This is a genomic window from Paraburkholderia sp. ZP32-5, assembly GCF_021390495.1.
In the GTDB taxonomy this organism is placed as follows: Bacteria; Pseudomonadota; Gammaproteobacteria; order Burkholderiales; family Burkholderiaceae; genus Paraburkholderia.
This window is the reverse complement of record NZ_JAJEJP010000001.1, coordinates 1,685,011-1,710,193: the sequence shown is the minus strand read 5'-3', so window position 1 is coordinate 1,710,193 and position 25,183 is coordinate 1,685,011. Positions and strand designations below refer to the sequence as shown.

22 protein-coding genes are annotated in these 25,183 nt (G+C 65.6%); 10 read left to right on the top strand and 12 right to left on the bottom strand.

What is annotated here, in order from left to right; all coding sequences use genetic code 11:
• The first annotated feature begins 269 nt into the window (after positions 1-269).
• The 8 genes from L0U82_RS07220 (at position 270) to L0U82_RS07185 (ending at position 12,297) form a co-directional block, all read left to right on the top strand.
• Positions 270-1,520 carry an MFS transporter gene (locus tag L0U82_RS07220; RefSeq protein ID WP_233829459.1) on the top strand — a complete coding sequence of 417 codons (1,251 nt, stop codon included), beginning with the start codon at positions 270-272 and terminating at the stop codon, positions 1,518-1,520.
• 319 nt (positions 1,521-1,839) lie between these two features.
• Positions 1,840-2,622: a TetR/AcrR family transcriptional regulator gene (locus tag L0U82_RS07215; protein ID WP_233829458.1), complete on the top strand. Its 783-nt coding sequence runs from the start codon at positions 1,840-1,842 to the stop codon at positions 2,620-2,622.
• Positions 2,623-2,871: 249 nt separating this feature from the next.
• On the top strand, positions 2,872-5,370 hold the full coding sequence (locus L0U82_RS07210) for an acyl-CoA dehydrogenase (RefSeq protein WP_233829457.1): 2,499 nt from the start codon (positions 2,872-2,874) through the stop codon (positions 5,368-5,370).
• A 127-nt stretch (positions 5,371-5,497) separates the two neighbouring features.
• The gene (locus tag L0U82_RS07205) at positions 5,498-6,958 is read left to right on the top strand and encodes a 3-oxoacyl-ACP reductase (RefSeq protein ID WP_233829456.1); all 1,461 of its coding nucleotides are present in this window, start codon (positions 5,498-5,500) and stop codon (positions 6,956-6,958) included.
• Between the two features lie 8 nt (positions 6,959-6,966).
• Positions 6,967-7,902: a MaoC/PaaZ C-terminal domain-containing protein gene (locus L0U82_RS07200; protein WP_233833170.1), complete on the top strand. Its 936-nt coding sequence runs from the start codon at positions 6,967-6,969 to the stop codon at positions 7,900-7,902.
• Between the two features lie 137 nt (positions 7,903-8,039).
• Complete coding sequence (locus L0U82_RS07195) at positions 8,040-9,341, top strand: acetyl-CoA C-acetyltransferase (protein WP_233829455.1); 1,302 nt, start codon at positions 8,040-8,042, stop codon at positions 9,339-9,341.
• Between the two features lie 97 nt (positions 9,342-9,438).
• Positions 9,439-11,220 (top strand): AMP-binding protein, encoded by a 1,782-nt coding sequence (locus L0U82_RS07190; protein WP_233829453.1) that lies wholly within the window; start codon positions 9,439-9,441, stop codon positions 11,218-11,220.
• Positions 11,221-11,286: 66 nt separating this feature from the next.
• Positions 11,287-12,297, top strand: a complete 1,011-nt coding sequence (locus L0U82_RS07185; protein ID WP_442793600.1) for a DUF1571 domain-containing protein — start codon at positions 11,287-11,289, stop codon at positions 12,295-12,297.
• A 10-nt stretch (positions 12,298-12,307) separates the two neighbouring features.
• On the opposite strand, the gene L0U82_RS07180 is transcribed toward L0U82_RS07185, so the two are convergent.
• From L0U82_RS07180 to L0U82_RS07160, 5 genes are all read right to left on the bottom strand, one after another.
• Complete coding sequence (locus L0U82_RS07180) at positions 12,308-12,751, bottom strand: hypothetical protein (protein WP_233829451.1); 444 nt, start codon at positions 12,749-12,751, stop codon at positions 12,308-12,310.
• A gap of 188 nt (positions 12,752-12,939) precedes the next feature.
• A complete protein-coding gene (locus L0U82_RS07175) occupies positions 12,940-14,517 on the bottom strand; it encodes an FAD-binding protein (protein ID WP_233829449.1) in 1,578 nt (525 codons plus the stop codon).
• Positions 14,518-14,704: 187 nt separating this feature from the next.
• Entirely contained in the window at positions 14,705-15,622 is a 918-nt protein-coding gene (locus L0U82_RS07170; RefSeq protein ID WP_233829447.1) for an anti-sigma factor family protein, read from the bottom strand.
• Positions 15,622-16,182 carry an RNA polymerase sigma factor gene (locus L0U82_RS07165; RefSeq protein WP_233829445.1) on the bottom strand — a complete coding sequence of 187 codons (561 nt, stop codon included), beginning with the start codon at positions 16,180-16,182 and terminating at the stop codon, positions 15,622-15,624. Before L0U82_RS07165 ends, L0U82_RS07170 begins: the two co-directional genes overlap by 1 nt.
• Before the next feature lie 23 nt (positions 16,183-16,205).
• Positions 16,206-16,343, bottom strand: coding sequence for a hypothetical protein (locus tag L0U82_RS07160; RefSeq protein WP_233829443.1), 138 nt, complete (start codon positions 16,341-16,343; stop codon positions 16,206-16,208).
• A gap of 434 nt (positions 16,344-16,777) precedes the next feature.
• On the opposite strand from L0U82_RS07160, the gene hfq reads away from it, so the two are divergent.
• Positions 16,778-17,260, top strand: coding sequence for an RNA chaperone Hfq (gene hfq, locus L0U82_RS07155; protein WP_233829441.1), 483 nt, complete (start codon positions 16,778-16,780; stop codon positions 17,258-17,260).
• A gap of 115 nt (positions 17,261-17,375) precedes the next feature.
• Here the strand turns inward: hfq and L0U82_RS07150 are convergent, their stop codons facing one another.
• Entirely contained in the window at positions 17,376-17,603 is a 228-nt protein-coding gene (locus tag L0U82_RS07150) for a hypothetical protein (protein WP_233829439.1), read from the bottom strand.
• A gap of 296 nt (positions 17,604-17,899) precedes the next feature.
• Here L0U82_RS07150 and L0U82_RS07145 point away from each other — a divergent pair, with 296 nt between their 5' ends.
• A complete protein-coding gene (locus L0U82_RS07145) occupies positions 17,900-18,100 on the top strand; it encodes a hypothetical protein (RefSeq protein ID WP_233829437.1) in 201 nt (66 codons plus the stop codon).
• Between the two features lie 432 nt (positions 18,101-18,532).
• Here the strand turns inward: L0U82_RS07145 and L0U82_RS07140 are convergent, their stop codons facing one another.
• Genes L0U82_RS07140 through L0U82_RS07115 form a run of 6 tightly spaced genes read right to left on the bottom strand, consistent with a single transcriptional unit; the run spans position 18,533 to position 25,181 of the window.
• Positions 18,533-19,258, bottom strand: a complete 726-nt coding sequence (locus L0U82_RS07140; RefSeq protein ID WP_233829435.1) for a DUF2968 domain-containing protein — start codon at positions 19,256-19,258, stop codon at positions 18,533-18,535.
• 53 nt (positions 19,259-19,311) lie between these two features.
• Positions 19,312-20,703, bottom strand: coding sequence for a sigma 54-interacting transcriptional regulator (locus tag L0U82_RS07135; protein ID WP_233829433.1), 1,392 nt, complete (start codon positions 20,701-20,703; stop codon positions 19,312-19,314).
• 3 nt (positions 20,704-20,706) lie between these two features.
• Positions 20,707-22,623 (bottom strand): TadG family pilus assembly protein, encoded by a 1,917-nt coding sequence (locus L0U82_RS07130; protein WP_233829432.1) that lies wholly within the window; start codon positions 22,621-22,623, stop codon positions 20,707-20,709.
• Between the two features lie 49 nt (positions 22,624-22,672).
• Positions 22,673-23,104, bottom strand: coding sequence for a DUF3613 domain-containing protein (locus L0U82_RS07125; RefSeq protein WP_233829431.1), 432 nt, complete (start codon positions 23,102-23,104; stop codon positions 22,673-22,675).
• A 34-nt stretch (positions 23,105-23,138) separates the two neighbouring features.
• Positions 23,139-24,116, bottom strand: a complete 978-nt coding sequence (locus L0U82_RS07120; RefSeq protein ID WP_233829430.1) for a tetratricopeptide repeat protein — start codon at positions 24,114-24,116, stop codon at positions 23,139-23,141.
• 60 nt (positions 24,117-24,176) lie between these two features.
• Positions 24,177-25,181 (bottom strand): type II secretion system F family protein, encoded by a 1,005-nt coding sequence (locus L0U82_RS07115; RefSeq protein WP_233829429.1) that lies wholly within the window; start codon positions 25,179-25,181, stop codon positions 24,177-24,179.
• Positions 25,182-25,183: the final 2 nt, after the last annotated feature.

Below are 25,183 nucleotides of genomic sequence, written 5' to 3'. Positions count from 1 at the left end.
CGCAGAAAACCGCCGATTAATAAATTACAAAATACCGACATAAACCCAGACACCTTCAATACAACAATTACATATCACCGACATTAAGCATGCATTGCGAATTCAGCACGAAAATTGCTCTCCGGATTAACACGGATAAAAGCGGGTTCAATCATGCAAGCGCTTAACGCTCGGCGTACACTCGCCCGGAAGCGCCCGCCATAGGGCGCGCGGACCATCGAGCCGTCCGTCGTCAAACACGGATTTCTGGAGACTCAGGAGAACAATCAATGAGCTGGACACGGGAACAGAGAAACGTCACGATCGCCGCCTATCTGGGCTGGACCCTCGACGCATTCGATTTCTTTCTGATGGTGTTCGTATTGAAAGATATCGCGCAGGAATTCAATACGGACATTCCGTCGGTGGCAGTCGCGATCATGCTCACGCTGATGATGCGTCCGCTCGGCGCGTTGATCTTCGGCTGGCTCGCCGACAAATACGGCCGCCGTCCGACGCTGATGGTCAATATCGCGTGCTTCTCGCTGCTTGAATTGCTGTCCGGTCTGTCGCCGAACCTGATGACGCTGCTGGTGCTGCGCGCGCTGTTCGGTATCGCGATGGGCGGCGAATGGGGGGTCGGCGGCGCGCTGACGATGGAAACCGTGCCGCCGAAGTCACGCGGCATCGTCTCCGGTCTGTTGCAGGCGGGCTACCCGAGCGGCTATCTGCTCGCGTCGATCGTGTTCGGCGTGTTCTATCAATACATCGGCTGGCGCGGCATGTTCTTCGTCGGCGTGCTGCCCGCGCTGCTGGTGCTGTACATCCGCGCGCACGTACCGGAATCTCCGGCGTTCCAGACGCTGGAAAAGAAGGTGCGCCCCGGCCTCGTCACCACGCTCAAGCAGAACATCGGGCTGTCGATCTACGCGATCATCCTGATGACCGCGTTCAACTTCTTCTCGCATGGCTCGCAGGATCTGTATCCGACCTTCCTGCGCGTGCAGCATCAGTTCGACGCGCACACGGTGTCGTGGATCACGATCACGCTGAACATCGGCGCGATCTTCGGCGGCCTGTTCTTCGGCTGGGCATCGGAGAAGATCGGCCGCAAGCGCGCGATCTTCATCGCCGCGCTGATCGCGCTGCCGGTGCTGCCGCTGTGGGCTTTCTCGAGCACGCCCGTGCTGCTCGCGCTCGGCGCGTTCCTGATGCAGATCTCGGTACAGGGCGCATGGGGTGTGATTCCAGTGCATCTGAACGAAATCTCGCCCGATGAAATCCGCGCGACGTTCCCGGGTCTCGTGTATCAGCTCGGTAACCTGATCGCGTCGGTCAACGGTCCGCTGCAATCGAAAATCGCCGAGATCCACGGCAACAACTACGCGCTCGTGATGGCGGTCGTGATCGGCATCGTCGCAATCGTGATCTGCGCGCTGATTCCGTTCAGCCGTGAGCGCCGCGGCATCGACATGACGCAGTCCGCGCGCGACGTGATCGGCGCGAATCCGACGGGTGGCGCGGTCGGCGGACAGGTTTGAGCACGCGGTCGAGGCTATTCTGACTGACGGCGTCGACAAGCCGCTAAAGCAAAGCTTCACGCGTTCGACCTGAACAGGTCACGCACTCACGATAAAGGCCGTTCCGATTGATTCGGAACGGCCTTTTTCATTTTCCGCGCGGCCTGACGGCTCACCCGCGACGCCAGCACGCGCTTCATTCGGTCTTCTAGAGGAGTTCGTCGAATCCGGCCCCTTGATCGCGACGGGTACCTTTTCTTATGCTGAAAAACACCCGTTTCAAATACTCATTCGAATCGCTTGCTGGCGCGCCGGGAATCCGGCAACAGGGAGACGCAACATGGCAGTTCGCACGACCGGCCGGCAGGCCGGCGATACCAAGTCCCGCATTCTCGACACCGCTGAGACGCTGTTCATCGAATGCGGCTATGAGGCGATGTCGTTGCGGCAGATCACTTCACGCGCCGAAGTGAATCTCGCTGCGGTCAACTATCACTTCGGCAGCAAGGAAGCGCTGATGCACGCGATGCTGTCGCGCCGCCTCGACACACTCACCGACGAACGGCTGAAGCTGCTCGATCGCTTCGATAGCATGCTCGGCGCGCAGTTGAGCTGCGAGCACGTACTCGGCGCGATGTTCATTCCGGCGCTGCGGCTGTCGCGCGATCCGCGCTTCGGCGGTAAAGCGTTTCTGCGGCTGCTCGGGCGCGCCTATACCGATCCGTCGGCCTTTATTCGTGACTTTCTGAACGAGCACTACGAGTCGGTGTCGGTGCGTTTTTTCGATGCGTTCCAGCGTGCGCTGCCGCATCTGCCGCGCGAAGAACTCGGCTGGCGGCTGCATTTCGCGATCGGCGCGCTGGCGGGCGTGCTGGCCGGCACCGACCTCGACAGGCTGATCGCCGAGTTCTCGCACGGCCAGTCGATCAACGATCTGCAATTGATCTCGCGGCTTGCATCGCTGATGGTCGCCGCGCTGAAAGCGCCGCTACCGGACGCATCGCAACTGGCGACGTTCGCCGCCGTGCTCGGCGATGCGGCTGAAGACGGCGCGACCGAACGCGGCCCGACCGAAGGCACGATGCAGGCAGCGGCCGACGATTGCGAGTGGGAAAGCGCGTGAAGGTGAAGGCGGCCGCCGCTCAACCTCGCCCACCAAACGATTCAGTCAAACCGCACAGCTGACTCACACGCAGCGTGCCGTACCCGCAACATACGAATAACGCCGCACGCAGGCACGCTTCACAGGTGGCGCAACAATTGCAACGCATCCGGTAAAGAGCAACGAGACACGCGTCGCGTGCAGCCTTGAAACGCGTTCTCGCGTGCGGCCCAAGCAACCGCCGTATTCGATGGAATCGGAGGAAACGTGATGCCGTGGATCATCCTTGCGCTGGCCGTCGCCGCGCTCGCACTCATGTACGTTCAGGCCCGCGCCTCGTGGTGGCTCGCGGCGATGCTCATAACGGTCGTGGTCGCGCACGTCGGCGGCGCGGCGGGCCCGCTCGCGACAACCCTGCTCGCGATCGTGCTGGTACTGCCCGCGCTCGTGCTGACGCTGAAGCCGTTGCGCCGCGCGTGGCTCACGAAGCCCGCGCTCGATGCGTTCCGCAAGATCCTGCCACCGATGTCGCCGACCGAGCGCGACGCGATCGAAGCCGGCACGGTCTGGTGGGATGCCGAACTCTTCTCCGGCCGCCCGCGCTGGGACACGCTGCTCGGCTACGGGCCGGCCGCACTGACGCCGGAAGAACAGTCGTTTCTCGATACCGAATGCGAACAGCTCTGCGAACTCGCGAACGACTGGGAAACGACGATGATCTGGCAGGACCTGTCGCCGCCAACCTGGCAGTTCATCAAGGAGCGCGGCTTTCTCGGCATGATCATTCCGAAGCGCTACGGCGGCAAACAGTTCTCCGCGTATGCGCATTCGCAGGTCATCATGAAGCTCGCGACGCGCTGCTCGGCGGCGGCCGTCTCGGTGATGGTGCCGAACTCGCTCGGCCCCGCCGAACTGCTGATGCACTACGGCACCGAAGAACAGAAAAACCACTATCTGCCGCGTCTCGCGCGCGGCGACGACATCCCCTGCTTTGCGCTGACGAGCCCGTACGCGGGTTCCGACGCGGCCGCGATTCCGGATCTCGGCATCGTCTGCAAAGGCATTCACGAGGGGCGTGAAACGCTCGGTTTTCGTGTCACGTGGGACAAGCGCTATATCACGCTCGGGCCGGTCGCAACCGTGCTCGGCCTCGCGTTCCGCGCGCTCGACCCCGACCATCTGCTCGGCGCCAACGACGAACCGGGTATCACCTGCGCGCTGATTCCGACGGACCACCCGGGCGTGAATATCGGCCGACGCCACTGGCCGCTCAATGCGGTGTTCCAGAACGGCCCGAACTCCGGCCGCGACGTATTCATTCCGCTCGACTGGGTGATCGGCGGCCGCGCGCAGGTCGGCAACGGCTGGCGCATGCTGATGGAGTGCCTCGCGGCCGGACGCGCGATTTCGCTGCCGTCGTCGAATGTCGGCATGGCGAAGCTCGCGGTGCGCGGCACCGGCGCGTATGCGGCGACTCGCCGGCAGTTCCGTACCGCCGTCGGCAACTTCGAAGGCGTGCAGGAAGCGCTCGGCCGCATGGGCGGCAACCTGTACGTGATGGACGCCGCGCGCCGCCTCGCCGCGCGGGCGATCGACCTCGGCGAGAAGCCGTCGGTGATTTCGGCGATCGCGAAATATCATCTGACCGAACGCGCCCGCGTGGTCATCAACGACGGCATGGACGTCGTCGCCGGCAAAGGCATCTGCATGGGGCCGTCGAACTTTCTCGCGCGCGCGTATCAGCAGATGCCGATTTCGATCACCGTCGAAGGCGCGAACATCCTGACGCGCTGTCTGATCATCTTCGGACAGGGCGCGATCCGCTGCCATCCGTATGTGCTGAAGGAAATGCGCGCGACGCTCGAGCCGGATCGCGCGAAGGCGTTGCGCGACTTCGACTCGGCGTTCTTCGGGCATCTCGGCTTTACGCTGTCGAACCTCGTGCGCAGCGTCGTGTACGGACTCACGGGCGGCGCGCTGATTGCGGCGCCGCGCGCCGCGTATGTGCCGCTTCATCGCTACTATCGCGCGGCGACGCGGCTGTCGTGCGCGTTCGCGCTGCTCGCCGATGTATCGATGTTCGTGCTCGGCGGCGATCTGAAGCGCCGCGAACGTATCTCCGCGCGTCTGGGCGACGTGCTGTCCCAGCTCTATCTGATTTCGGCGACGCTCAAGCGCTTCGAGGACGAAGGCCGTCAGCCGGACGACCTGCCGCTCGTGCGCTGGGGCGTCGAGGATGCGCTGTACAAAGCCCGGCACGCGCTCGACGGCGTATTCGCGAACTACCCGCACCGGGCCGTCGCGATGCTGGTGCGCGTGCTCGCGTTTCCGTTCGGCTTGCCGCATCGCGAGCCATCCGATCGGCTCGGCGGCGAGATCGCCGAATTGATGCAGACGCCGGGCGCCGCGCGCGAACGGCTGGTCGCCGATTCCTACGTGCCGTATGCGGATGCCGATGTGCTCGGCTACGGCGAACTCGCGTTCGCGCTGAACCCGCGCGTGACGCAGATCGAGCGGAAGCTGCGCGACGCCGTCAAGCAGGGGCGGCTCGCGCCGATGCCGCAAAGCCTCGCGCAACTCGCCGCATGGACTGATGAGGCCGAACGGCAAGGCCTGATCGACGCGGACGAACGGCGCGTGCTCGACGACTACGCGCGCTACGCCGAGCAAGTGGTGAAAGTCGACGATTTTTCGGCTGATTTCGACATGCTGGCCAGTTTGCAGAAGCGCAAGGAGGCGCTTGAGAAGGCGCTGGAGGTGGAGGTTTGACGACGGGCTGGTCATTGCCACGCTACGCGACAAAGCGAGCCGGTACACTTAGCTCGCAGCACACGCGCCGCGGAATCTCCAACGCACATTTCCCGTGGCCGCCAAGTCCAGCGGAGCAACCAGCAACATGAACGACGCCTACCTGAAGTTCGTCAACTCGCCGTTCGGCGCGCGTTTCGCGCGCTCGCTCGGCCTGCCGAAGCCCGAGGTGCTGCGGCGCTATCGCGCGGATCGTGCCGAGTTCGACGGTCTGATCGCGATCGGCGCCGGCCGCGAGCCGCATCTGCTCGACGCGCTCGCGCGGCTGGTCGCGAGTGTCGGCATGACGAGCGTCGCGCATCCAAGCGCCGGGCTGTGGGTGCCGCTCGCGAATCGCCACGGGCTGATGACCGGGCGCTTCGAACCAGCCGAGGCGGGATCGTCCGGCAAGCTCGCCGCGCTGCTATTCGACGCGAGCGGCATCGACGACAGCAGTCAGCTCGCGCCGCTGCATGGCTTCTTTCACGACACGCTGCGCTCGCTCGGCCGATGTGGGCGCATCGTCGTGCTGGGGCGCCCACCCGAGACCTGCGCGAGCCCGCGTCAATGGACCGCACAGCGCGCGCTCGAAGGCCTCACGCGTTCGCTCGGCAAGGAGGCGCGGCGCGGTATCACCGCGAATCTCGTGTATGTCGGCGCAGGGGCGGAACACGGTATCGAAACCGGCGCGCAGAACGGTGCCACAAGCGGCATCGAAGCGACGCTGAGGTTTTTCCTGTCGCCACGCTCCGCGTATGTGTCGGGCCAGGTGGTGCGGATCGAAGCGGACACGCCCCACTTGCCCGGCGGCGCGGCCATGCCATCGTTTAACTGGCTGCAGCCGCTCGCCGGCCGGCGAGCGCTCGTGACCGGCGCCGCGCGCGGCATCGGTGCCGCGATCGCGAGCGTACTGGCGGCCGAAGGCGCGCATGTGATCGGCGTCGATATCCCGGCGGCGCGCGACGCACTCGATGCCGCGATGCGTCAGTTGAACGGCACCGCGCTCGCGTTCGATATCGCCGCGCCCGAAGCGCCCGCGCAACTCGCCGCGGCGCTCGACGAACTGGGCGTCGACATCGTCGTGCACAACGCCGGCATCACGAAAGACAAAACGATCGCGAAGATGACCGACTCCGCGTGGCAAAGCGTGATCGACATCAATCTGGGCGCGCAGGAGCGCATCGACGATGCGCTGCTCGCCGGCGGCATCCTGCGCGACGGTGGTCGCATCGTCGCGGTGTCGTCGATCAGCGGGATCGCCGGCAATGCCGGGCAGACCAATTACGCGGCTTCGAAGGCCGGTGTGATCGGCCGCGTGCAAAGCATGGCGCCGCATTTACGCGCGCGCGGCATCACGATCAACGCGGTCGCGCCGGGTTTCATCGAAACGCAGATGACCGAAAAGATGCCGCTCGCGCTGCGCGAGGCCGGCCGCCGCATGAACTCGATGAGCCAGGGCGGCCAGCCGGTCGACGTCGCGCAGACGATCGCATGGCTTGCGCATCCGGGCTCGGCCGGCGTGACCGGTCAGGTCGTGCGCGTGTGCGGTCAAAGCCTGATCGGAGCGTGACGATGGGCATGGACGAACCGCGTGATCCGTTCGGTGGCCATGCCGCCGCGCAGCGACCCGGCGGCGACGGCGCGCGGCCGAAAACCATCGTCGTCGATACGCTGCCGGCGGCGCCGAAGCTCTATGCGCGCGCGCTGTCGGGCCTCGTCAAACGCGGGCGCGACAGCACGCTGCCCGCGCTGCGGCTGGTGCGCCCCGCCGTCGCGCTCGACCCCGGCCCGGTATGGCGCTATGCGCGCGTGTGCGGCTTTATCCCCGAGCATGGGGTACCGCTCACCTACCCGCATCTGCTCGCGTTTCCGCTGCATCTGCTGATGCTGACCGACCCGGCGTTTCCGTGGCCGGCGCTCGGGCTCGTGCATCTGGCGAATCACGTGCGGCTGCGCCGGCCGCTCGCGTACAAGGATCTGTTGCGCGTCGAAGTCGAATTCGGCGCGCTGCTGCGTCACGACAAGGGCCAGGCGTTCGTCGTGCAGACGCGGATCTACCGGCGCGGCGAAGCGGTGTGGGACGGCGACAGCGTGTATCTGAAGCGCGCGGTGCCCGCGATCGGCAACCCGCTGCAATCGCTCTCGCTGGATTCCGACGCGTTGCAACGTATCGCGCGCTGGCAGCTTGCGCCGCAACTGGGGCGCGACTACGCGAGCGTATCGGGCGATTACAACCCGATTCATCTGGCGGCGTTGTCGGCGAAGGCGTTCGGCTTTCCGCGCGCGATCGCGCACGGTATGTGGACGCTCGCGCGCGCCGCGTCGGCGCTGCAGCCGCCGAAGCCGCTCGCCGAAGCGACGCTCGCCGCCGAATTCAAGGTACCGATGCTGCTGCCGGGCGAGGCGTCGCTGTGGAGCGCGTCGCCGTCGCTGATCGAGCGCGATCTGGAAGTGCGCGACATCGCCGGCGAGAAGCCGCATTTGCGCGGGCGTATGCAGTGGCGGCTGCAATGATGGTCGCGGGCGGCGGTCGCGGATGCGCGATGCGCATCGACGCCGCCATCCTCGGCACGGGCTCTACCTGCTCCACCCGCATCGCCCGTATCGTTCGCATCGCCCACTAACCCGGCCACGACCCGAAGGAGCCCAGCATGCCCGATCCGCAATCCGCCGTGCGTCGCGTCGCCATCGTCGGCGGCAACCGGATTCCGTTTGCCCGCTCGAACACCGCGTACGCGAGCGCCTCGAATCAGGACATGCTGACGTTCACGCTGCAAGGCCTGATCGATCGCTACGAGCTGCACGGCGTGCGGCTCGGCGAAGTTGCGGCGGGCGCGGTCATCAAGCATTCGCGCGATTTCAATCTGACGCGTGAAGCGGCGCTGTCCACCACGCTCGCCAGGGAAACACCCGCCTACGACGTGCAGCAGGCCTGCGGCACCGGCCTCGAAGCGGCGATTCTCGTCGCCAACAAGATCGCGCTCGGGCAGATCGAAGCGGGCATCGCGGGCGGCGTCGATACGACCTCGGATGCGCCGATCGGCGTCAACGAGCGCATGCGCAAGATCCTGCTCGAAGCGAATCGCGGCAAGAGTACCGGCGAGCGCATCGGCGCGCTGAGCAAATTGCGGCCGGGCATGTTTTTCAAGCCGCTGCTGCCGCGCAACAGCGAGCCGCGTACTGGCCTGTCGATGGGCGAGCATTGCGAACTGATGGCCAAGCGTTGGAACATCTCGCGCGAGGCGCAGGACGTGCTCGCGTATGAAAGCCATCACAAGCTCGCCGATGCGTATGCGCGCGGCTTCGTCAACGATCTGATGACGCCGTATCGCGGCCTCGCGCGTGACAACAACCTGCGCGCCGATCTGACGCTCGAAAAGCTTGCGAACCTGAAGCCGGTGTTCGACCGCGACGCCGGCACGCTGACCGCCGGCAATTCGACGCCGCTGACCGACGGCGCATCGGCGGTGCTGCTCGCGAGCGAAGCGTGGGCGGCCGAACGGGGGCTGCCGGTGCTCGCGTATCTGAGCTGGTCGGAAACGGCCGCGGTCGACTTTTTCGACCAGAAGGAAGGCCTGCTGATGGCGCCGGCCTATGCGGTGCCGCGCATGCTCGCGCGCGCCGGGCTCACGTTGCAGGACTTCGACTTTTACGAAATCCACGAAGCGTTCGCGGCCCAGGTGTTGTGCACGCTGGCGGCGTGGCAGGATGATGAATATTGCCGCGCGCAGCTCGGTTTGCCCGGCCCGCTCGGCGCAATCGATCGTGCGAAACTGAATGTGAACGGCAGCTCGCTCGCGACCGGCCATCCGTTCGCGGCGACCGGCGGGCGCATCGTCGCAAGCCTCGCGAAAATGCTCGCGCAACTCGACAAACCGGCCGGCACCGCGCGCGGGCTGATCTCGATCTGCGCGGCGGGCGGCCAGGGGGTGGTCGCGATTCTGGAACGCTAGCGCGCGGCGGCGCCGGATTCACGGCGCCGCACGCATCTTGTGCATGTACCCTGGCTACGCATAGAGCAAGCCACTGCCTGCTTCAAGGAGACGACCGATGAACGAGCCCAACCAGGCGCCGCAGCCTGCCGGCAACACCGGCGCGCATGCCGATGCAGCCACACCCGCCGCCCCGAACACCGACGGCATCTGGTACGCGTCCTACCCCGCCGACGTGCCGCGTGACATCGACGTCGCGCAATACGAATCGCTCGGCCAGTTCTTCGACGAATGCGTCACGCAGTTCCGCGAGCGCGTCGCGTATGTCAGCGTCGGCGCGAATCTGACGTATGGCGAGCTGGGTCGCAAGGCAAACTCTTTCGCCGCGTATCTGCAAAGCATCGGCGTGGAGCCGGGCGAACGTGTCGCGATCATGCTGCCGAACACGTTCCAGTATCCGGTCGCTTTGTTCGGCGCGCTCAAGGCGGGCGGCGTCGTGGTCAACGTGAATCCGCTGTACACGGTGCGCGAACTCGCGCATCAGTTGAAGGACAGCGGCGCGCGCACGATCGTCGTGTTCGAGAACTTCGCGAAGACGGTCGAAGACGCGCTGCCGGGTACTAAAGTGCGCAACGTGATCGTCACCGGTCTCGGCGATCTGCTCGCCGATGGACTGAATCCGAAGGGGCGGCTGCTCAATTTCATGCTGCGTCACGTGAAGAAAATGGTGCCCGCCTACAAGCTGCCGCACGCGGTGCCGCTCTTGAGAGCGCTTGCAAACGGCTACTCTCGCTCGCTGAAGCCGGTGCAGGCGAACCACGACGACATCGCGTTCCTGCAATACACGGGCGGCACTACCGGTGTCGCGAAAGGCGCGATGCTCACGCATCGCAATCTGATCGCCAATCTGCTGCAGGCAAAGGCGTGGGCCGCCGGCCAACTGTCCGGCGACGCCGAAACAGTGCTTACGCCGCTGCCGCTTTATCACATCTTCTCGCTGACCGTGAATGCGCTGATTTTCATGGGGCTCGGCGGACGCAACATCCTGATCGCGAATCCGCGCGACGTGAAGCGCGTGATGATGATCCTGCGTCACGAAAAATTCACCGCGATGACCGCGGTCAATACGCTATACAACGCGTTCCTCGACAACGAGGAATTCCGCGCGCGCGACTTCTCGGACCTGAAACTCGCGATGGCCGGCGGGATGGCCACGCAGAAAGCGGTCGCCGAGCGCTTCAAGGCGGTGACCGGCAAGCCGATCGTCGAGGGCTACGGGCTCACCGAATGCTCGCCGATCGTATCGATGAATCCGGTCGACCTGACCAATCTGCGCGATTTCGAAGGCTCGATCGGCGTGCCCGCGCCGTCCACCCAGGTGCGCTTCAGAAGGGATGACGGCAGTTGGGCCGGCATCGGCGAGGCGGGCGAGCTGTGCGTGAAAGGCCCGCAAGTGATGAAAGGTTATTGGAATCGCCCTGACGAAACCGCGAAAGTCATCGACGAACAAGGCTGGTTCGCGACTGGCGATATCGGCGTGATGGATTCGCGCGGCTTTATCCGGCTGATCGATCGCAAGAAAGACATGATTCTGGTGTCGGGCTTCAACGTCTATCCGAACGAAATCGAAGATGTGATCGCGGCGCATCCGGACGTACGTGAAGTCGCGGCGATCGGCGTGCCCGATCCTGCCCAGGGCGAGCGCGTGAAGGTGTTCGTGGTGCGGCGTAATCCGACGCTCACCGCCGAGCAGGTGATCGCCCACTGCCGCAAGAATCTGACGGGCTACAAGGTGCCGAAGCTCGTCGAGTTTCGCGACGAGTTGCCGCAAACCAACGTCGGCAAAATCCTGCGCCGGGCGTTGCGCGACGAGGAACTCGCGAAGCAGAAGTCGGCCTGACGGGAATACGGCTTGCGCCAATGCGTTACATCACCATTGGTCACGCCGCTTTCTGGAGAAAGGCTTATGAAGCATCGCATGTCGGCTGGTTCGCATGGGTTGTGGGTTTCGATTTCGATGCGTGAGGCCGCGCCCGCGCGCTCGCGCGAGCGCTCGTCGGGCGCCGCGTTGCTCGCGAACGCGGCGCTTCTGTGTACGGCCGTTGTGTGCACGCCCGCCGCCTTCGCGCAGAACGACGACCAGCCGCCGCCGCTCGATACCGCGACAGCCGTCAAGCCGCCCGCCGCTCCGCCGGTGACGTCACCCGCGCAGGTCGGCAAGCTGACGCTGGACCAGCAGGTCAAATGGCTGCGCGCGGCTCAGCAAAGCGGCGCGCTGGAACAGCTCGACGATGCGCAACTGGTCACGCTGTTCGAATCACTCGATCCGCTGACGTTGCCGCGCTACATCAAGGAAGGGCCGAACGGCTATCCGTCGTACGAGCTCACGATGTCGCGCAAGGAGCGCATTCGCGGCCAGTGGCCCGACAAGCCCGATCACATGCTGGTGCGAATCGCGCACGACCCGCTGCGGATCTACGCGAAGTGGCTGCCTGACGGCGCGCACGCGGGCCAGGAAATCATCTACGACGAATCGAAGCGCAGCGACGAAATGTACGGTCACCTCGGCGGCCTCATGAACGTGATGCCGTTGTGGGCGTCGCTGCATGGCGCGCTCGCGCGCTCGCAATCGAATCACGACGTGCGCGACCTCGGCACCGACTACATCGCCGCCCAGTACCTGAGCGAGGGCAAGAAATACGCGGAAAGCGGCCTGCCGCGCTCGACCCGGATCGACGTGAAAACGATCGACGGCGTGCGCGTCGTTGCGTTCACATTCGAAACGCCGGCCGGGCAGCCGCAGTTCTACGCGAAGAAGGAAACGCTCGGGCTGGACTTGCGGCATCCGTTCTTCCGCAGCGTCGAGTCTTACGACAATGACGGCAAGCCGTTCGAGCGGATCGTATTCGAAAGCATCACGCCGATGCAGTTCGACGATTCGACTTTCGATCCGAAGAACAAGGCGTATAAGTTTTAGTGGTGTTGCGTCACGTGCGCGGCGTGACGTCTGGCGCCAGCACGAACGCCACGTAGGCAGGGTGCGCGGGCGAACCCGCTCGCGATTCGCGCTGTTCGTGGCGATGCTCGACGAAGCGTCCGGTACGGATCGCGAGATGACGCAGGACGAAGTAATCGGCGGGACGCGTGAAGCCGATCAGCGACGGCACCGGTCGTGCGACGGTGCGATCGTCGAGCAACGGCGCAAGTGTCGTGAACCACAGCGAGCCGATGTCGTCGCCGGCTTCGAACGTCGGCAATTGCAGTTGCGCCGCGTAGCGCGCGAACGACGCGCCGCGAATCAGCTTCGAATCGACGATCGCCAACGCGCGGGCATCGTCGTCATGCGCGGCGGCCTGCGCGAGCCACGGCCATGCGCCGCCGGTTGCCGTCGATAGCAACGTGCTGGTGAGCATGAAGGTGCGCCGGTCCATGGGGTGTGCCGTCCGTCTGTTTTGCGGGTGTGCTGGTTTTGGGTGTGTGCGCTGGGTTGCGTCGTGGGTTTGGGCCCTGAATCTGCGTCTTGAGCTTGCGTGCCGGGTTTGCGCCTTGGACTTGTGTCGTAAGTTTGCGTCCGGGATTTACGCCCTGCCCCCTCGAAGCCGGGCACCCCTCCCTCACCTCACGTGTACCCTCGCCTATCCCGCCATGCCGCCGGCCAGATGCCCTGCTTGCCCGGCGCGAGAATACCGTTCGGATCGAGCGCGTCCTTGATCGTCTCCGATAGCCGCAGCAACGCGCCATCGTTGAAGCTGTACTGCGCGGCGGCAAAATCCATATACGCAAGATGCGAGCGATATTCGCCGTAACCGGCCGCGCGCGCGTCGCTCATCAGCGAGCGCAGCAACTGCCCCGTCTGTTCGACCTGATTCGGGTCGTCGCGATCGAAAATCGCCGCGAAGATGTGATGCAGATGACGCGCGCCCGCCGTGAAGCCGCCGTAGTAATCGAAGCCGTATTCGGCGGCCCGCGTCTTCACCATCGTGTATTGCCGCAGCGCGTCGCGCCCGGTCGCCGGACAGATCGGCGCGAAATCGACGTGCGCGCCCGCGCCGCCGCGCCAGTCGAGCATCCGGAACGCGGTCATCGCGGGAATGCCGGCCATGTTGCGGTCGCCGCCGCCGGTCGGCTGCGCATCGCCCGCGTAACGCGCCGCCATCAGCCGCGCCTGCGGCACCTGGCGAAACGCACGCTCAATCAGCGCATAACGCGCGTCGATCACCTCGGGCGTGCCATATAGCGCGAAATGCAGATTCCAGCGCCCGACGCCGAGCTTGTCGAGCATCGCGGTCACCGCGCTGTCGGGCATCGCGCCCGGTCCGTCGTACCACTGCCGGCGCGCCGACAGACCGGCCGCGCGCCGCAAACCGCCCTCGATCACCGCGTGATTGCGGATCGTGCCGTCGAGCCGCAGCGGCCGCAGCGTATCGACGATCGCTTCGAGGTCCGCTTCGCGCCGGAACTGGATTTCGCCGAGCAGATACGCGGGGGGCGCCGGCATCAGCCACACGCCGAGCTTCGTCACGACGCCGTAGTTCGACTGCATGAACATCGCGTCGAACGACGGCCCGTAGCCCGGCTGATACAGCTGCCACGCAGTACCGATCTCGACGCCGCCCATGCCGGTGCGCAGCACGTCGCCGTTGGCGAGCACCACTTCCATGCCGCATTGCGCGGCCGCGTGGTCGCCGTAATCGGTATAGCCGAAGCCGCGCTCGAGCGTGTTGCCGACCACGCTGCCCCAACCGGCCGCGGGCGGATCGATCCACAGTCTGTAACCTTTTTCGCGCAGATGCGCGTACAGATCGAAATAGCTGACGCCCGGCTCGACCAGCGCATACGCGAGCGTTTCGTTGACTTCGAGGATGCGGTTCATCCGCTGCAGATCGAGCACGACCGAGCCGGTGAGGCGCGGCGCCGCGCCGCCATACGCGAAATTGCGTCCGGTCGACACGGTCCACAGCGGAATGCCGTATTGATTGGCGATGCGCAGCAGCGCGCGGATTTCATCGACCAATGCGGGCAGCAGCGCCGCGCTCGCGGCAAACGCGCTCCGCTCGCCGGGTGCGAACGGATCGAGATACGCAGCGAGGCCAGCGCCCGACGTGACGACGTGCGCATCACCGACGATCGCGCGCCAATCCGCGAGCGCGCGATCGAACTGCGCGGCGGACAGGTTGGGCGGCAGAGTTGGAGGCAACGCGTTTCCTTGTCTGATGCGGGCGGGCCTGGTTTCGTGCCCGGTGGCGGTTCGCCGGTGCCGTTGCCATTACACCGGCAATGTCATGGGCCTTCGCGGCGGCTGGGCCTGTCAACCAGTGTGGAGCATCGATAGACCTCTACGGGCTGGCTGGGCTCGCCGGACTCTCAAGGCTCCGATGTTCGCCCTACCCGCTACTACCGCCGGTCTCGTCATGCCACTTCTCCGGCTTGCCGCCCAGCTCGCCGCATACGTCGATCGCGATCGTGCGCAGCTTGTCCTCGGCAATCGCGCCGGACAGCGCGTAGCCCATGCCGTCGTTGATCCAGTAGAAGGTGCGGCGGTTGCCGTCGCGGAACAGCCGGAACGCGGTTTCGTCGCGCGAAATGCCGGTCACGTACAGCGTGAGACGAGCGCCCGCCTGGTTTTCGTACATGAACTGCGCGGCCGGCCCCGCCTCGCCGGGCAACAGCCGACCGCCCACCAGCGAATAACCATATTCCTGCAACGACGGCACCGACAGCGGCCGGTTCAAGCGCTTCGACAGCCACGCGATCAGATGCGCCTCCTCGCTAGCGGCGACTTCCACCGGATGACGCTGCTCCGGCGAGTACACCGCGTACGCAACATCGGCACGCTGCGCGAAGCCCGCCGGCTGCGCGCCGAAGCCGCGCCATGCGCCATCCCACGCGCCGCCGGTCAGACGCGGCGCAAGCGGACCGAGCGCCAGCGCGAGCCCGGCGCCGGCGACAAGCCAGCACGCGGCGAGACCCACGCGCTGCCACCAGGGCCGCGCGCGGCGCACGACGATGAACGCCGGTTCGTCCACCGGCATGCGCGGCATGTTTGCGGCGCTCCAGTCGTCGCGCGCTTCGCGTGCGTCGCTGCTCGCGTGCCCGTTACGACGCGGCGCGCCGCACAACGCGCGCAACGCCGCCGCCTGCGCGTGCCACGCAGCCACCCGCGCGGCAGCCTGCGGATGCGCGTCCAGTTGCGCTTCGATGTCGGCCCGCTGCGCATCCGGCAATTCACCGTCGATATACGCCGACAGCGCTCGCAGATCGAGCCCTTCGGGCAAGCCGGAATCGTAGTCGTCGTTGTTCATTATCGGTTTCTCACCACTTTCAACGGGGCCACCTTCGGCCCCGCCTGCGCCGTGCCGGGGCTCTCGCCCCGCAACGGCTCCTGCGGTCCTTCGCCAAGCAGCACGCGCATATGCTCGCGCGCCCGCGAGAGCCGCGACATCACCGTGCCGATCGGCACGCCCAGCGCTCTCGACGCCTCCTGATACGACAGTTCCTCGACGCACACGAGCAGCAGCACCTCACGCTGCTCGAGCGGCAGGCAATACAGCGCGCGCTGCACGTCGCGCAGCACCAGACCGTCGACTTCGCCGCGCGGCGCCTCGAGGTTGCGCCACGGCGCGCTTTCGTCGTCGACGGCGATCTCGCGGCGCCCGCGCAGCTGATCGATATAGAGGTGCCGCAGGATCGTCAACAGCCATGCGCGCAGATTGCTGTTCGGCCGGAACGCCGACCAGCGCGCAAGCGCGCGCTCCGCCGTATCCTGCACGAGGTCGTCGGCCCAGGCGTGGTCGCCCGTCAGCGCGCGCGCATAGCGGCGCAACTGAGGGAGCCACGCAATCACTTCTGCTTCGAATGTCACCCGATGTTCAAAGCCTGTTGCGCCTAGTAGCCGCCACCGCTGCTGTTGCCGCTCGCGCCCGACGCGCTGCTATCGGCCGTCGTGCAGGCGCTGGTCGCGAGCGTGCCGCAGGCGAGCGCCAGCAGCACGAAAACCGCTGACAAGATACGGGATACCTTCATCTCGAGCCTCCTGGTGAGTGCCGGGTTGCCCGCCCGCGGGCGAGTCAACCGGACCGCAGGCCGCGACATGCGACACTGCCATACAGGGCATAACGCAAGCAGTGGGCGATTTATTCCATCGCTGCTTCACGACTTTTTCACGGCTCTTTAATGGTTTCTTAATAACTCGCGACGCGCGCCGCCGACGCCCGCCGACATGGCCTTTCACACTTCCATTTCCGCCGTCCGCGCCGACGCGGCCTGGACAGACAGGACGAAAACGCCATTGACCAGCAGATTCGTAACTCAACGTTACAGTGCGCCGTTATCGGATGCTTATGTCCTCACAAGCCGTTATAGTGGACAAAGTTCGCCCCGTCGACGCGTTCCGCCCTCGCTCAGAACAGAAAGGGTAGAATCGCGGCGAACTACCGTCTATCTAACCCGAACTGTCCATGGCTTCCGCAGAATCGCATCCGCAAAACGACTTCATGAACGCCGCGCGCAAGGAACGAAAGCGCGTCGAGATCTATCTGGTCAACGGCATCCGCCTGACCGGATGCATCGAGTCGTTCGATCAGTACCTGGTGATGCTGCGCACGCCGGTCGGCCTGCAAGGCATCTACAAGCGCGCGATCTCCACGATCCAGCTCGACACCGGCACGCGTCCAGCACCGCGTGCCGGGGGCCGGACCTCGCATGGCGAGCACGGCTCGCGCGGCCCGCACGGTTCGCGTGAACATCGTGAGCCGCGCGAACCGCGTGAATCGTACGGCGCGCCGGCTTCGGAACGCCCCACGCCGGAGCGCGGCAGCGGCAACTCGGATGGCCCGGTCGTCGTGACACGCCGCCGGCGCCTGTTCGGCACGGGTGGCGAAGGTGGCAATCATGGCGGCAACCACGGCGGCGCAGGTAGCCCCGGCGGTCATAACGAATAACTTCGCGAATAAAGTCGGAATCGCGCCACGAGTAAGGCCGCGAACAACGCCGTGAATCGCGCGGCGAATCACACAACTCATCAAGCTGCGAATACTGAGTACCGGCGGCATCAGGCTAGTCGGTGGACTGGCCGAGCCGCTGGAGAATTTTCTCCAGTTGCTTCACCTGCTGCTCCGTCAGCTCGAATCTTCCCTTGACCGCCAGCACACGACGGCGCCAATAGCCGGCGTCGAACATCTGCAGCGCCGGTTGCTTCGTTGCCCAATCCAGATGTTCCAGTTCCGCTTCCACGACGTGCGATGCGAGCAGGCGCCGCGCATGCACAGGTTTTTTCCCGTTCATGTGATTCGCTGTCTTATTCGATGAGTGGTTCGTTCGGATTCCGCGCGCGGCGGTCCGTGTGAAGATCCGCTGGCGGCCGTGCGCGGCCGGAGGATCCAATGGCGGGCTCGCGTCGCGGCCCTTCTTGTTGCCTTTGTTTAGCGCGGATACACGGAGAACGAATCGGTGCCGGCTGCTTTTCAAGCCGGTTTCAGGCGACGCGCATAGATGATCCATAGGCCATCCGGCCGACGCTCGCCGCAGCCACGATGCGCTATGCTGAATGCTTGACTCAACGTCTACCGATGGAGCGCGCCATGACCCGCAAGAGCCACCATCATCATCCATCCGAACCCGCGCGTGCGAAGCGGGTCCCGCTCGAATCTCCCGATGATGCCCGTCTCGACGAAGCGCTGATGGAGAGCTTCCCCGCCAGCGATCCGGTCGCTATCGACGTCGCGGACCCGTATCACACCCGCGCGGGTAAAGCGATGGCAGAGAACCGCAAGCGGCATTGAAGCTGATGGCGTGACTCATTTCGCACGGTACCGGCGCGGCGACGCAGCGGATCGCGCGCGAGTCGCTCACGGGCAATGCGTGATGGCGACGCTCTAAATCGGCATCGCTGGTAGCGAAATGAGTGAAATTGAAATGCCGTGGACGTGGCGGCGAAGACGCTCCGCGCCATCTTGGTGCGCGCGGAACAAAGCAGCGAAAATCCGTCGATCCGCGCAGTGGATACATCGCGGATTAACGGAAAAACATGGCCGGCGCACAGGCGCACGCGAAGATGACGAACCCTTCGCGGCAACCCAACGCCTGGCAGCGAAGCCCCGGCCCCCCGCCGCGGATTCACCGCAAATCAACCAGCGAGCGCATCAGCAACAAACCGGGCGGCGCGCACAACGCCCCGCCGATCGGTCCAGCCGCCGATGCCTACGCAAGCACGCTCAATGCAGCGGCAGACCGCTATCCAGTTGACGCTGAAGCGCGCGAACCTGACGCTGCGACGCGCGCAACTGATCCTGAGCGGCCACCTTCTGTTGGGCCAGCGCCGTTGCCTCGGCACGCTTTTGCTGCTGCTGGCTGTCGACGATGCTCTGTTGCTCGCGCGCGACGTCGAGGTCGGCCTGCAGGCGGCTCGCGCGCTCCTGCGACAGCGCGACCATGCGCTGTGTGAACGCCTTCTGTGCCTCAAGCTGGGTACGGCGGATTTCGACATCCGACAGTTGCAACGTTTGCCGCGCGAAATCTTTGTAGATAAGTTCCGCGCGCGTAGCGTCCTGCGTCTTGATCACGCGCCAGAAATTCTTCTGCTGGAACAGCGCGACGTAGTAAGTCATTTCCTTGCCGTAGAACAGCAGGCTCGCGCCGTAGCTGCCGTTGTACGTGGTACGCAGTTCGCTCAGATCCGAACCGTGGATCATCTGCTGCAGTTCCGCCACATTGCCCGTGGCGGATTGCCGGTTTTCATCCGGCGTCAGCGCGGCGGTCTCCGGCTGGCTAACCTGCGGAGCCTGCGATGTGTCGGGCAACGCGGCCGTCGTAGTCGGCTGGGACACCACTGCGGCGCTCGCGTCACTGTTCTGCACCGCCTGTGCATTTGCGCCCTGAGCAGCCCCCAATACGATGCATGCCGCCAGAACGATATCTCGTAGCTTCGACTTTTGGTCCATGTATTTGTATTTCCTGCTTGTACAGTTCTTGTTTTATGACAAACAGGGCATTATTACTCACTTTCGCCGGTTTCGGGTTCTTCGTCGAAAATTTGATATTTGCGCATTTTTTCCCATAAAACCTTGCGGCTGATCCCGAGACAGAGCGCCGTATCCTGGCGGCGCCAGCTATTCGCGTCGAGAGCCGCGAGCACGCGGTTGCGCTCGGCCATATCCCATTTGCTGCGATCGACGATCCCGTCGGCCGCGCCCTCCGCGGCCGGCGGCCGGCCCGTGCGCGCCAGCGCGAGCAGCCGCTGCAGCCGCGCCGCATCCCAGGCGCCGATCTGGCGCACCGTCACGCCGATGCGCTCGGCAAGGTTGCGCAGTTCGCGCACGTTGCCGGGGAAATAGGTGTCGGCAACTGCGTCGGCGAGCCAGTACGGCAGATCCGGCAGCGCGGCGAGACGCTCGGCGCCGACCACCTGGGCGATAAACGCCTTGAAGATCGCGATCTTGTCGACCGCGCCGCGCTCCTCCAGCGACGGAATCTTCAGCTCGATCACCGCGAGCCGGTAGTAGAGGTCGGCGCGAAACGTGCCGGCCTTGACCAGTTGCGGCAGCTTTTTGTTGGTCGCCGCGATCAGCCGGAAATCGAGCTTGACCGGGCTCGTCGAGCCGATGCGGGTGACCGCGCTGTCCTCGAGCACGCGCAGCAGCTTGACCTGCTGATAGAGCGGCAGATCGCCGATCTCGTCGAGAAACAGCGTGCCGCCGTCGGCCTGCTCGAAGTAGCCCTTGTGCGCGACCACCGCGCCGGTGAACGCGCCCTTCGAGTGGCCGAAGAACAACGACTCGAACAGGCCATCCGGAATCGCGCCGCAGTTCACCGCGACGAACGGGCCCTGCCCGTAGCGGCCGTGCTTGTCATGCATCAACTGCGCGATGCGTTCCTTGCCGACGCCGGTCTCGCCGTGCACGAGCACGCTGGTGTCGCAATCGGCGAAGGTGTCGACTTCGTGCAGCAGTGCCTGCATGCACTCCGAGTTCGCGATCATCGCGTCGGATTCGTGCGTCTTCGCGCTGTGCGCGCGCATCTGCATCACGAGCTTGGTGACCATCCCGCGCAACTCGGCGCAGGTGAAGTCGAGCGGCAGGATATGCGAGTACTCGGCCGGATAAGTGGCCGGATCGTATTCGCGCGGCGCGGCGCCGACCCACACCACCGGGATGCCGTGCGCGTCCTGCCAGTCGCGCAGCACCAGCGCACCGCTGTCGATCACCGACACGCTGATGATCGCCAGCGACGCGCGCAGCGCGGTGCGCGCGGGAGCGATCGCGACATCGTCGGCGCGAATCACTTCGACATCGAAGCTCGCCATGCAGCGCGCGACCCGGTCGACGATATCGGCCTTGCCCTCCCAGACATAGATATCGAGTTCCTCGACTTTGGTGGTGGTTCTCATCTTCTAGTTGACCAGTTGCGGGACGCCGCACGTCAGCGACATATTGTGGACCGTGGCGGTGCCGATCTGTACGCCGAGCAGCGACAGGACGGGGACGACGATGGTGTCGAGCAGGGAGAAGACCGATTGCAGCAGCGGACTCAAGGTACTCGTCACGAGTTGGAGAATCGGGGTGAGCAGGCCCTTCAGAAGCTGGTTCACGACGCTGCTCTTGCTGAAGATCTGAGGCGACAAGGCGCCCGGCAACTGGTCGAACAATTGAGTCGTCAGCGTCGCGAGATCGCTGCCGACCTCGTTGGAGTTCGCGCCGGCCGTCACGTCGAAGCTGCCGGAGGAGCCGTCGATCACGAGTGTCGACGGTCCAGGCGACGCTGTGGCCGGCCCCAGCCGATTCAATTCGATTGCCGCGACAGGGTCTGAAAAACCCTGCAAGGTGATGGACGCCACGTTGACAGTTCCGGTGCAGGATGCGTCCGCGGCGACGCAGACCGACGCGACGGCCGGCGTCACCTGAATCGTGGCGCGCGTGGCCTCCTTCGTGTTTTCGCAATCGACGGACAGCAGATCCGCCTCGCTATTTCCGCCCACCGCCAGATTCACCACGACCGGCGTGCTGAGCACCGCAATGGTTGCGATGCCCAGAGACAACGGCGGCAACGCCTGCAGCGTGAGGCTCAGATTGATCGATGCCGTGCGCGCCTGGGTCCGGTAGCTGCCATCGCTCAACGTGCCGCCCTCGCCCACCGCCAGCACCGGCGGATTGATCACCCGCAGCGACATACCGGCGACGCCCGCCAGCCCCGCCGTCACATTGATCACCGGTGCGTTGGCGGTCGAGCCATCCGGGCTGCGCTGCGCGATCTGCGCGGCCGCCAGCACCGCATCGAGCACGTTGATGCTCGCGCTCGCCGCCGCGTTCGCATTCGCGAGGCCGAGCGCGAGCAGGCCCGGCGCGGACGAACCGCCGTCACCGATCGTGATGTTCTGGCCGCCGGGAATATCCGCTTCGAGACTCTGCAACAGCGCCACGTTGGCGGTATCGCCGCCCGCCTGCAATGCCTTCACCATCGCGGTCACCAGATGCTGATAGCTCACCGACGTCGCGAGCAGTCCCTGCATCGACGACGCCTGCAGCGCGACGCGCAGATCGTCGAGCTTGATCTGCGCGCCGGCGAGGCTCTGCGTATCGCCGACGCTCAGGTTGATATTGCTTTTGCCGCCCAGCAGCCCGTTCAGCATCGCGTTGAGCAGCGCCGACTGTTGCGTATCGATCGACGCGATGCCGGTGCCGAGCGTGAACGCATCGATATTCGACGCGAGCGCCGTCGATGTCGCCGTCACGTTGATCGGCGGGCCGACGAGGAAAAACAGCGGCACCTTCTGGGTTACCTGCACCCGGACGGCGTTGAGCGGATTGCCGCTGGTGCTGAAGTACGTTTGACTGCTGGTGTCCCAACGTCCGCAGGTCGGCGGCGTCAGGATCTGGGTCGCGCCATCGGCACTGAAGCCGTTGGCCTTCGCGTTGGCTTGCGCGGCGCTTTGCGCGGCCGCGCAGCCGCCCGGCGTGCTGATCACCTGCGCGCCCGCCATCGCCGCCATATCGGCGGTGCGCTGCAACTGCCGGCGCACCAGATAGACGTTGCCCACGTCGATCGCGCCGAGCGCGACGATCGCCAGCCCGAGCCAGATCGCCGCCAGCACCGTGACCGCGCCATGTTGGCGGCGCGCGCCGGCTGCGAAGCGTGTGTGCGGTGACGATGCCGATGCCGGTGACGGCGATGGTGACTGGCGTGTGACACGTGACAGACGTGATGCGTGTAACGGGCGCTGCGCGTGGTCCGAGCCCGGCGACCGCGTATCGTGCCCATCGTGCGCGCCATGCAGCGCATGCATACCGCGCGCCGCGCATCGCGTGACCATGGCCATCGCCATGGCCGCCGCCGATCCGATCGGTCGCAACGTCCCCATGTCAGTGCCAGCCGCTGGAACCCGAGCCCATGCCGCTGCCGGAGCCGCTCGTCGAACCCGAGCCGCCATTGCCGCTGCCGTTGAGCGTCGAGCCATACAGATCGGGAATCCTGCTCTTGAACGATTCCAGGTAGCGCCGGTACGCGAGGCCAGCCTGCGCGCCGAGCATCGGCAACGCCGGCGCGGCTTGCGCGTTGCTGCGTTGCAGTTCGAGCCAGGCGAGGGTCGAGTGCCCGACTTCGCTTGCCCGCGGCGTGCTCTGGACCAGCGGCGCGGTTTGCGCCGTCGGCGAGTCAGGCGAAACCTCTGGCTGTGTCGCTGTCTGTCCCGCCGCTGGCGCAGCAACGGACATCGCGATCGCGACGAAAACCATGAGCGCGCCCGCGTACCGCATTGATGCGCGCCAACCCCGAATCGTTGTTCTGTCGGTCATGTCCACTCCCTGAATCCTTACGAGGCACGCGCCATCACTGCGCGAAACGTTGCAACATTCGCGGCACCGGCTCGCCGCCCACGCTCGCCACCGTGCGCGCATCGACGGCCGGTTGCTGTTGCACCGGTTGTTGGGCCAGTTGTACGTGCCCCTGCTGTTGCTCCGGTTGCTGTGCAAGTTGCGCGGGTGCCTGCGGTGCCGGCGCCTGTTGCTGGGTCTGCTGAGTCTGCTGTCCCCCATGCACCGCCCCCGCCTCTTTACCCTGCGCCTGCGACCCCGCCCCCGACACCCGCCCCGCGCTCACATGCACACGCTGCGCCGCGGCCACCTTCGCCAGATCGCCGCGAATCGCCGCGCGCACGTCAGGCGCGAGCTGCTGCTGGTTCATCACCGCAAGCGCCTGCGCGTCGCTGCCGTTCGCGAACAGATACAGCACAACGTTCGCGACGATCTTCGGATTCTTCTGATCGAGCTCAGCGGCCTTCATCAACGGCACGCGCGCGCCGTCGATATCGCCATCGCGCAGCCGCGCATAGCCGAGGTCCGACAGCATCGCCGCATCGGTCGGCGCAAGTTGCACCGCCTGCTGCAGTTCCCCGGCGGCGCGCGCAAAGTCGCCCGCCGCCCCCGCGATCAGGCCAAGACCGCGATAGCCGCGCGCCGCGAGCGACGTCTTCAGCAACTGCCCGTACGCGCTCGCGGCAGCGTCCGGCTGCGCGGTCATACGCAGCGCGTCGGCGCGCAGCAGTATCGAATCCGGACTCACGCCGTACTGCTTTTCATACGCGTCGATATGCGCGAGCGACGCAAAGTACAGCCCCTGCGACTGCATCTGGTCGATCAGCCCGAGATACATGCCCGGCGTGTCCGGCGCGGGATCCTTGTTGGTCTGCTGGGCCATCAGCGCGCGTTCGGCTTGCGCGCCGACACCGTAGCCGAGCGGCGTCCTCGATGCGCACGCGCCGAGCAGTGTCAGTGTGGCCAGCGCCATTGCCGTGATCACGGCGCGCATGTGATGTCGACGGCAAGCGGAATAGAAATGGTCAATCATTGGGTCAGTCATCGCAAATCCTCAGTGCTTCGCTGCACGAAGCGAATGCTGGACCGCCAGCACGCCCGGCCCGGCCGTGACGATCATCAGCGCGGGCAACAGCGTGAGGATCATCACGCCGGTCATCTTCACGGTGAGACGGCCGATGCGCTCGCGCAGCACCGCGCGGCGCGTCTCGCGCAAGCGGTCGCCGAACTGCTTGAGCGGCTCCTGCACCGCGCCGCCGTAACGGTCCACCTGCACCAGCAGGCGCACGACCGCGCGCAGGTCCTCGTTGTCATAGCTGGTCGCGAGGCGGCTCAGCGATTGCTCGCGCGTGCGGCCGGTCGCGAACTGGCGCTGCGCGATTTCGAGCTCGCTCGCGAGCACCGGCAGCATCCCGCGAAAATCGTTGACGACGACCTGCAGCGCCTGATCGAGCGACAGGCCGACCCCCTGCAACAAGCGCAGCAGATCGACCAGTAGCGGCAGTTCGTCGACCACGCTGGCGCGGCGCCGGCTCGCGCGCCGCGCCAGCGCGAACTTCGGCAGCATGAAGCCAACGACCGCGGCGATCAGCAGACCCAACACGTAACGCATGCCCGCGACGCGGCCGTTGGTCAGCACGCCGACCACGACCGGCAGCACGACGCCGCCCGCGACGCGCGCCATCAGGAACAGGCCGCGCGCGCGAGTGTCGACGAAGCCGCATTGTTCGAGCAGACGCCGGTCTTCATCGGCGACGACCTGGCGGCCGAACGGCGTATCGAGCCAGCGCACGCCGGCATGCGCGAACTGCTCCAGCATCCCCTTGATGCCCTTCGGCCGCGCGGCGTGCAGTGCCGCGTTCGCCGCGCCCTGGGTGTTGTCGCCGCGCGCGGCGGCGGCCAGCGCCGCGCTCTGCAGCGCGCGTTCGTCGAGCGCGTGGCGCAACGTGCGTTCGCTGCGCCGCGCGGCGGCCACGCGCGCCAGCACGAGCGCCGCCAGCAACAGCAGGCCGAGCGCCGCTAGCGCCAGCGCGACAACGATCAGGTGCCGGGTGTCCATCG

Excerpts from the sequence above, each read along its gene's own strand:
- L0U82_RS07220 (WP_233829459.1), top strand. The coding sequence starts at position 270 with ATGAGCTGGACACGGGAACAGAGAAACGTCACGATCGCCGCCTATCTG.
- L0U82_RS07215 (WP_233829458.1), top strand. The coding sequence starts at position 1,840 with ATGGCAGTTCGCACGACCGGCCGGCAGGCCGGCGATACCAAGTCCCGC.
- L0U82_RS07210 (WP_233829457.1), top strand. The coding sequence starts at position 2,872 with ATGCCGTGGATCATCCTTGCGCTGGCCGTCGCCGCGCTCGCACTCATG.
- L0U82_RS07205 (WP_233829456.1), top strand. The coding sequence starts at position 5,498 with ATGAACGACGCCTACCTGAAGTTCGTCAACTCGCCGTTCGGCGCGCGT.
- L0U82_RS07200 (WP_233833170.1), top strand. The coding sequence starts at position 6,967 with ATGGACGAACCGCGTGATCCGTTCGGTGGCCATGCCGCCGCGCAGCGA.
- L0U82_RS07195 (WP_233829455.1), top strand. The coding sequence starts at position 8,040 with ATGCCCGATCCGCAATCCGCCGTGCGTCGCGTCGCCATCGTCGGCGGC.
- L0U82_RS07190 (WP_233829453.1), top strand. The coding sequence starts at position 9,439 with ATGAACGAGCCCAACCAGGCGCCGCAGCCTGCCGGCAACACCGGCGCG.
- L0U82_RS07185 (WP_442793600.1), top strand. The coding sequence starts at position 11,287 with ATGAAGCATCGCATGTCGGCTGGTTCGCATGGGTTGTGGGTTTCGATT.
- L0U82_RS07180 (WP_233829451.1), bottom strand. The coding sequence starts at position 12,751 with ATGGACCGGCGCACCTTCATGCTCACCAGCACGTTGCTATCGACGGCA.
- L0U82_RS07170 (WP_233829447.1), bottom strand. The coding sequence starts at position 15,622 with ATGAACAACGACGACTACGATTCCGGCTTGCCCGAAGGGCTCGATCTG.
- L0U82_RS07160 (WP_233829443.1), bottom strand. The coding sequence starts at position 16,343 with ATGAAGGTATCCCGTATCTTGTCAGCGGTTTTCGTGCTGCTGGCGCTC.
- hfq (WP_233829441.1), top strand. The coding sequence starts at position 16,778 with ATGGCTTCCGCAGAATCGCATCCGCAAAACGACTTCATGAACGCCGCG.
- L0U82_RS07150 (WP_233829439.1), bottom strand. The coding sequence starts at position 17,603 with ATGAACGGGAAAAAACCTGTGCATGCGCGGCGCCTGCTCGCATCGCAC.
- L0U82_RS07145 (WP_233829437.1), top strand. The coding sequence starts at position 17,900 with ATGACCCGCAAGAGCCACCATCATCATCCATCCGAACCCGCGCGTGCG.
- L0U82_RS07140 (WP_233829435.1), bottom strand. The coding sequence starts at position 19,258 with ATGGACCAAAAGTCGAAGCTACGAGATATCGTTCTGGCGGCATGCATC.
- L0U82_RS07135 (WP_233829433.1), bottom strand. The coding sequence starts at position 20,703 with ATGAGAACCACCACCAAAGTCGAGGAACTCGATATCTATGTCTGGGAG.
- L0U82_RS07130 (WP_233829432.1), bottom strand. The coding sequence starts at position 22,623 with ATGGTCACGCGATGCGCGGCGCGCGGTATGCATGCGCTGCATGGCGCG.
- L0U82_RS07125 (WP_233829431.1), bottom strand. The coding sequence starts at position 23,104 with ATGACCGACAGAACAACGATTCGGGGTTGGCGCGCATCAATGCGGTAC.
- L0U82_RS07120 (WP_233829430.1), bottom strand. The coding sequence starts at position 24,116 with ATGCGCGCCGTGATCACGGCAATGGCGCTGGCCACACTGACACTGCTC.
- L0U82_RS07115 (WP_233829429.1), bottom strand. The coding sequence starts at position 25,181 with ATGGACACCCGGCACCTGATCGTTGTCGCGCTGGCGCTAGCGGCGCTC.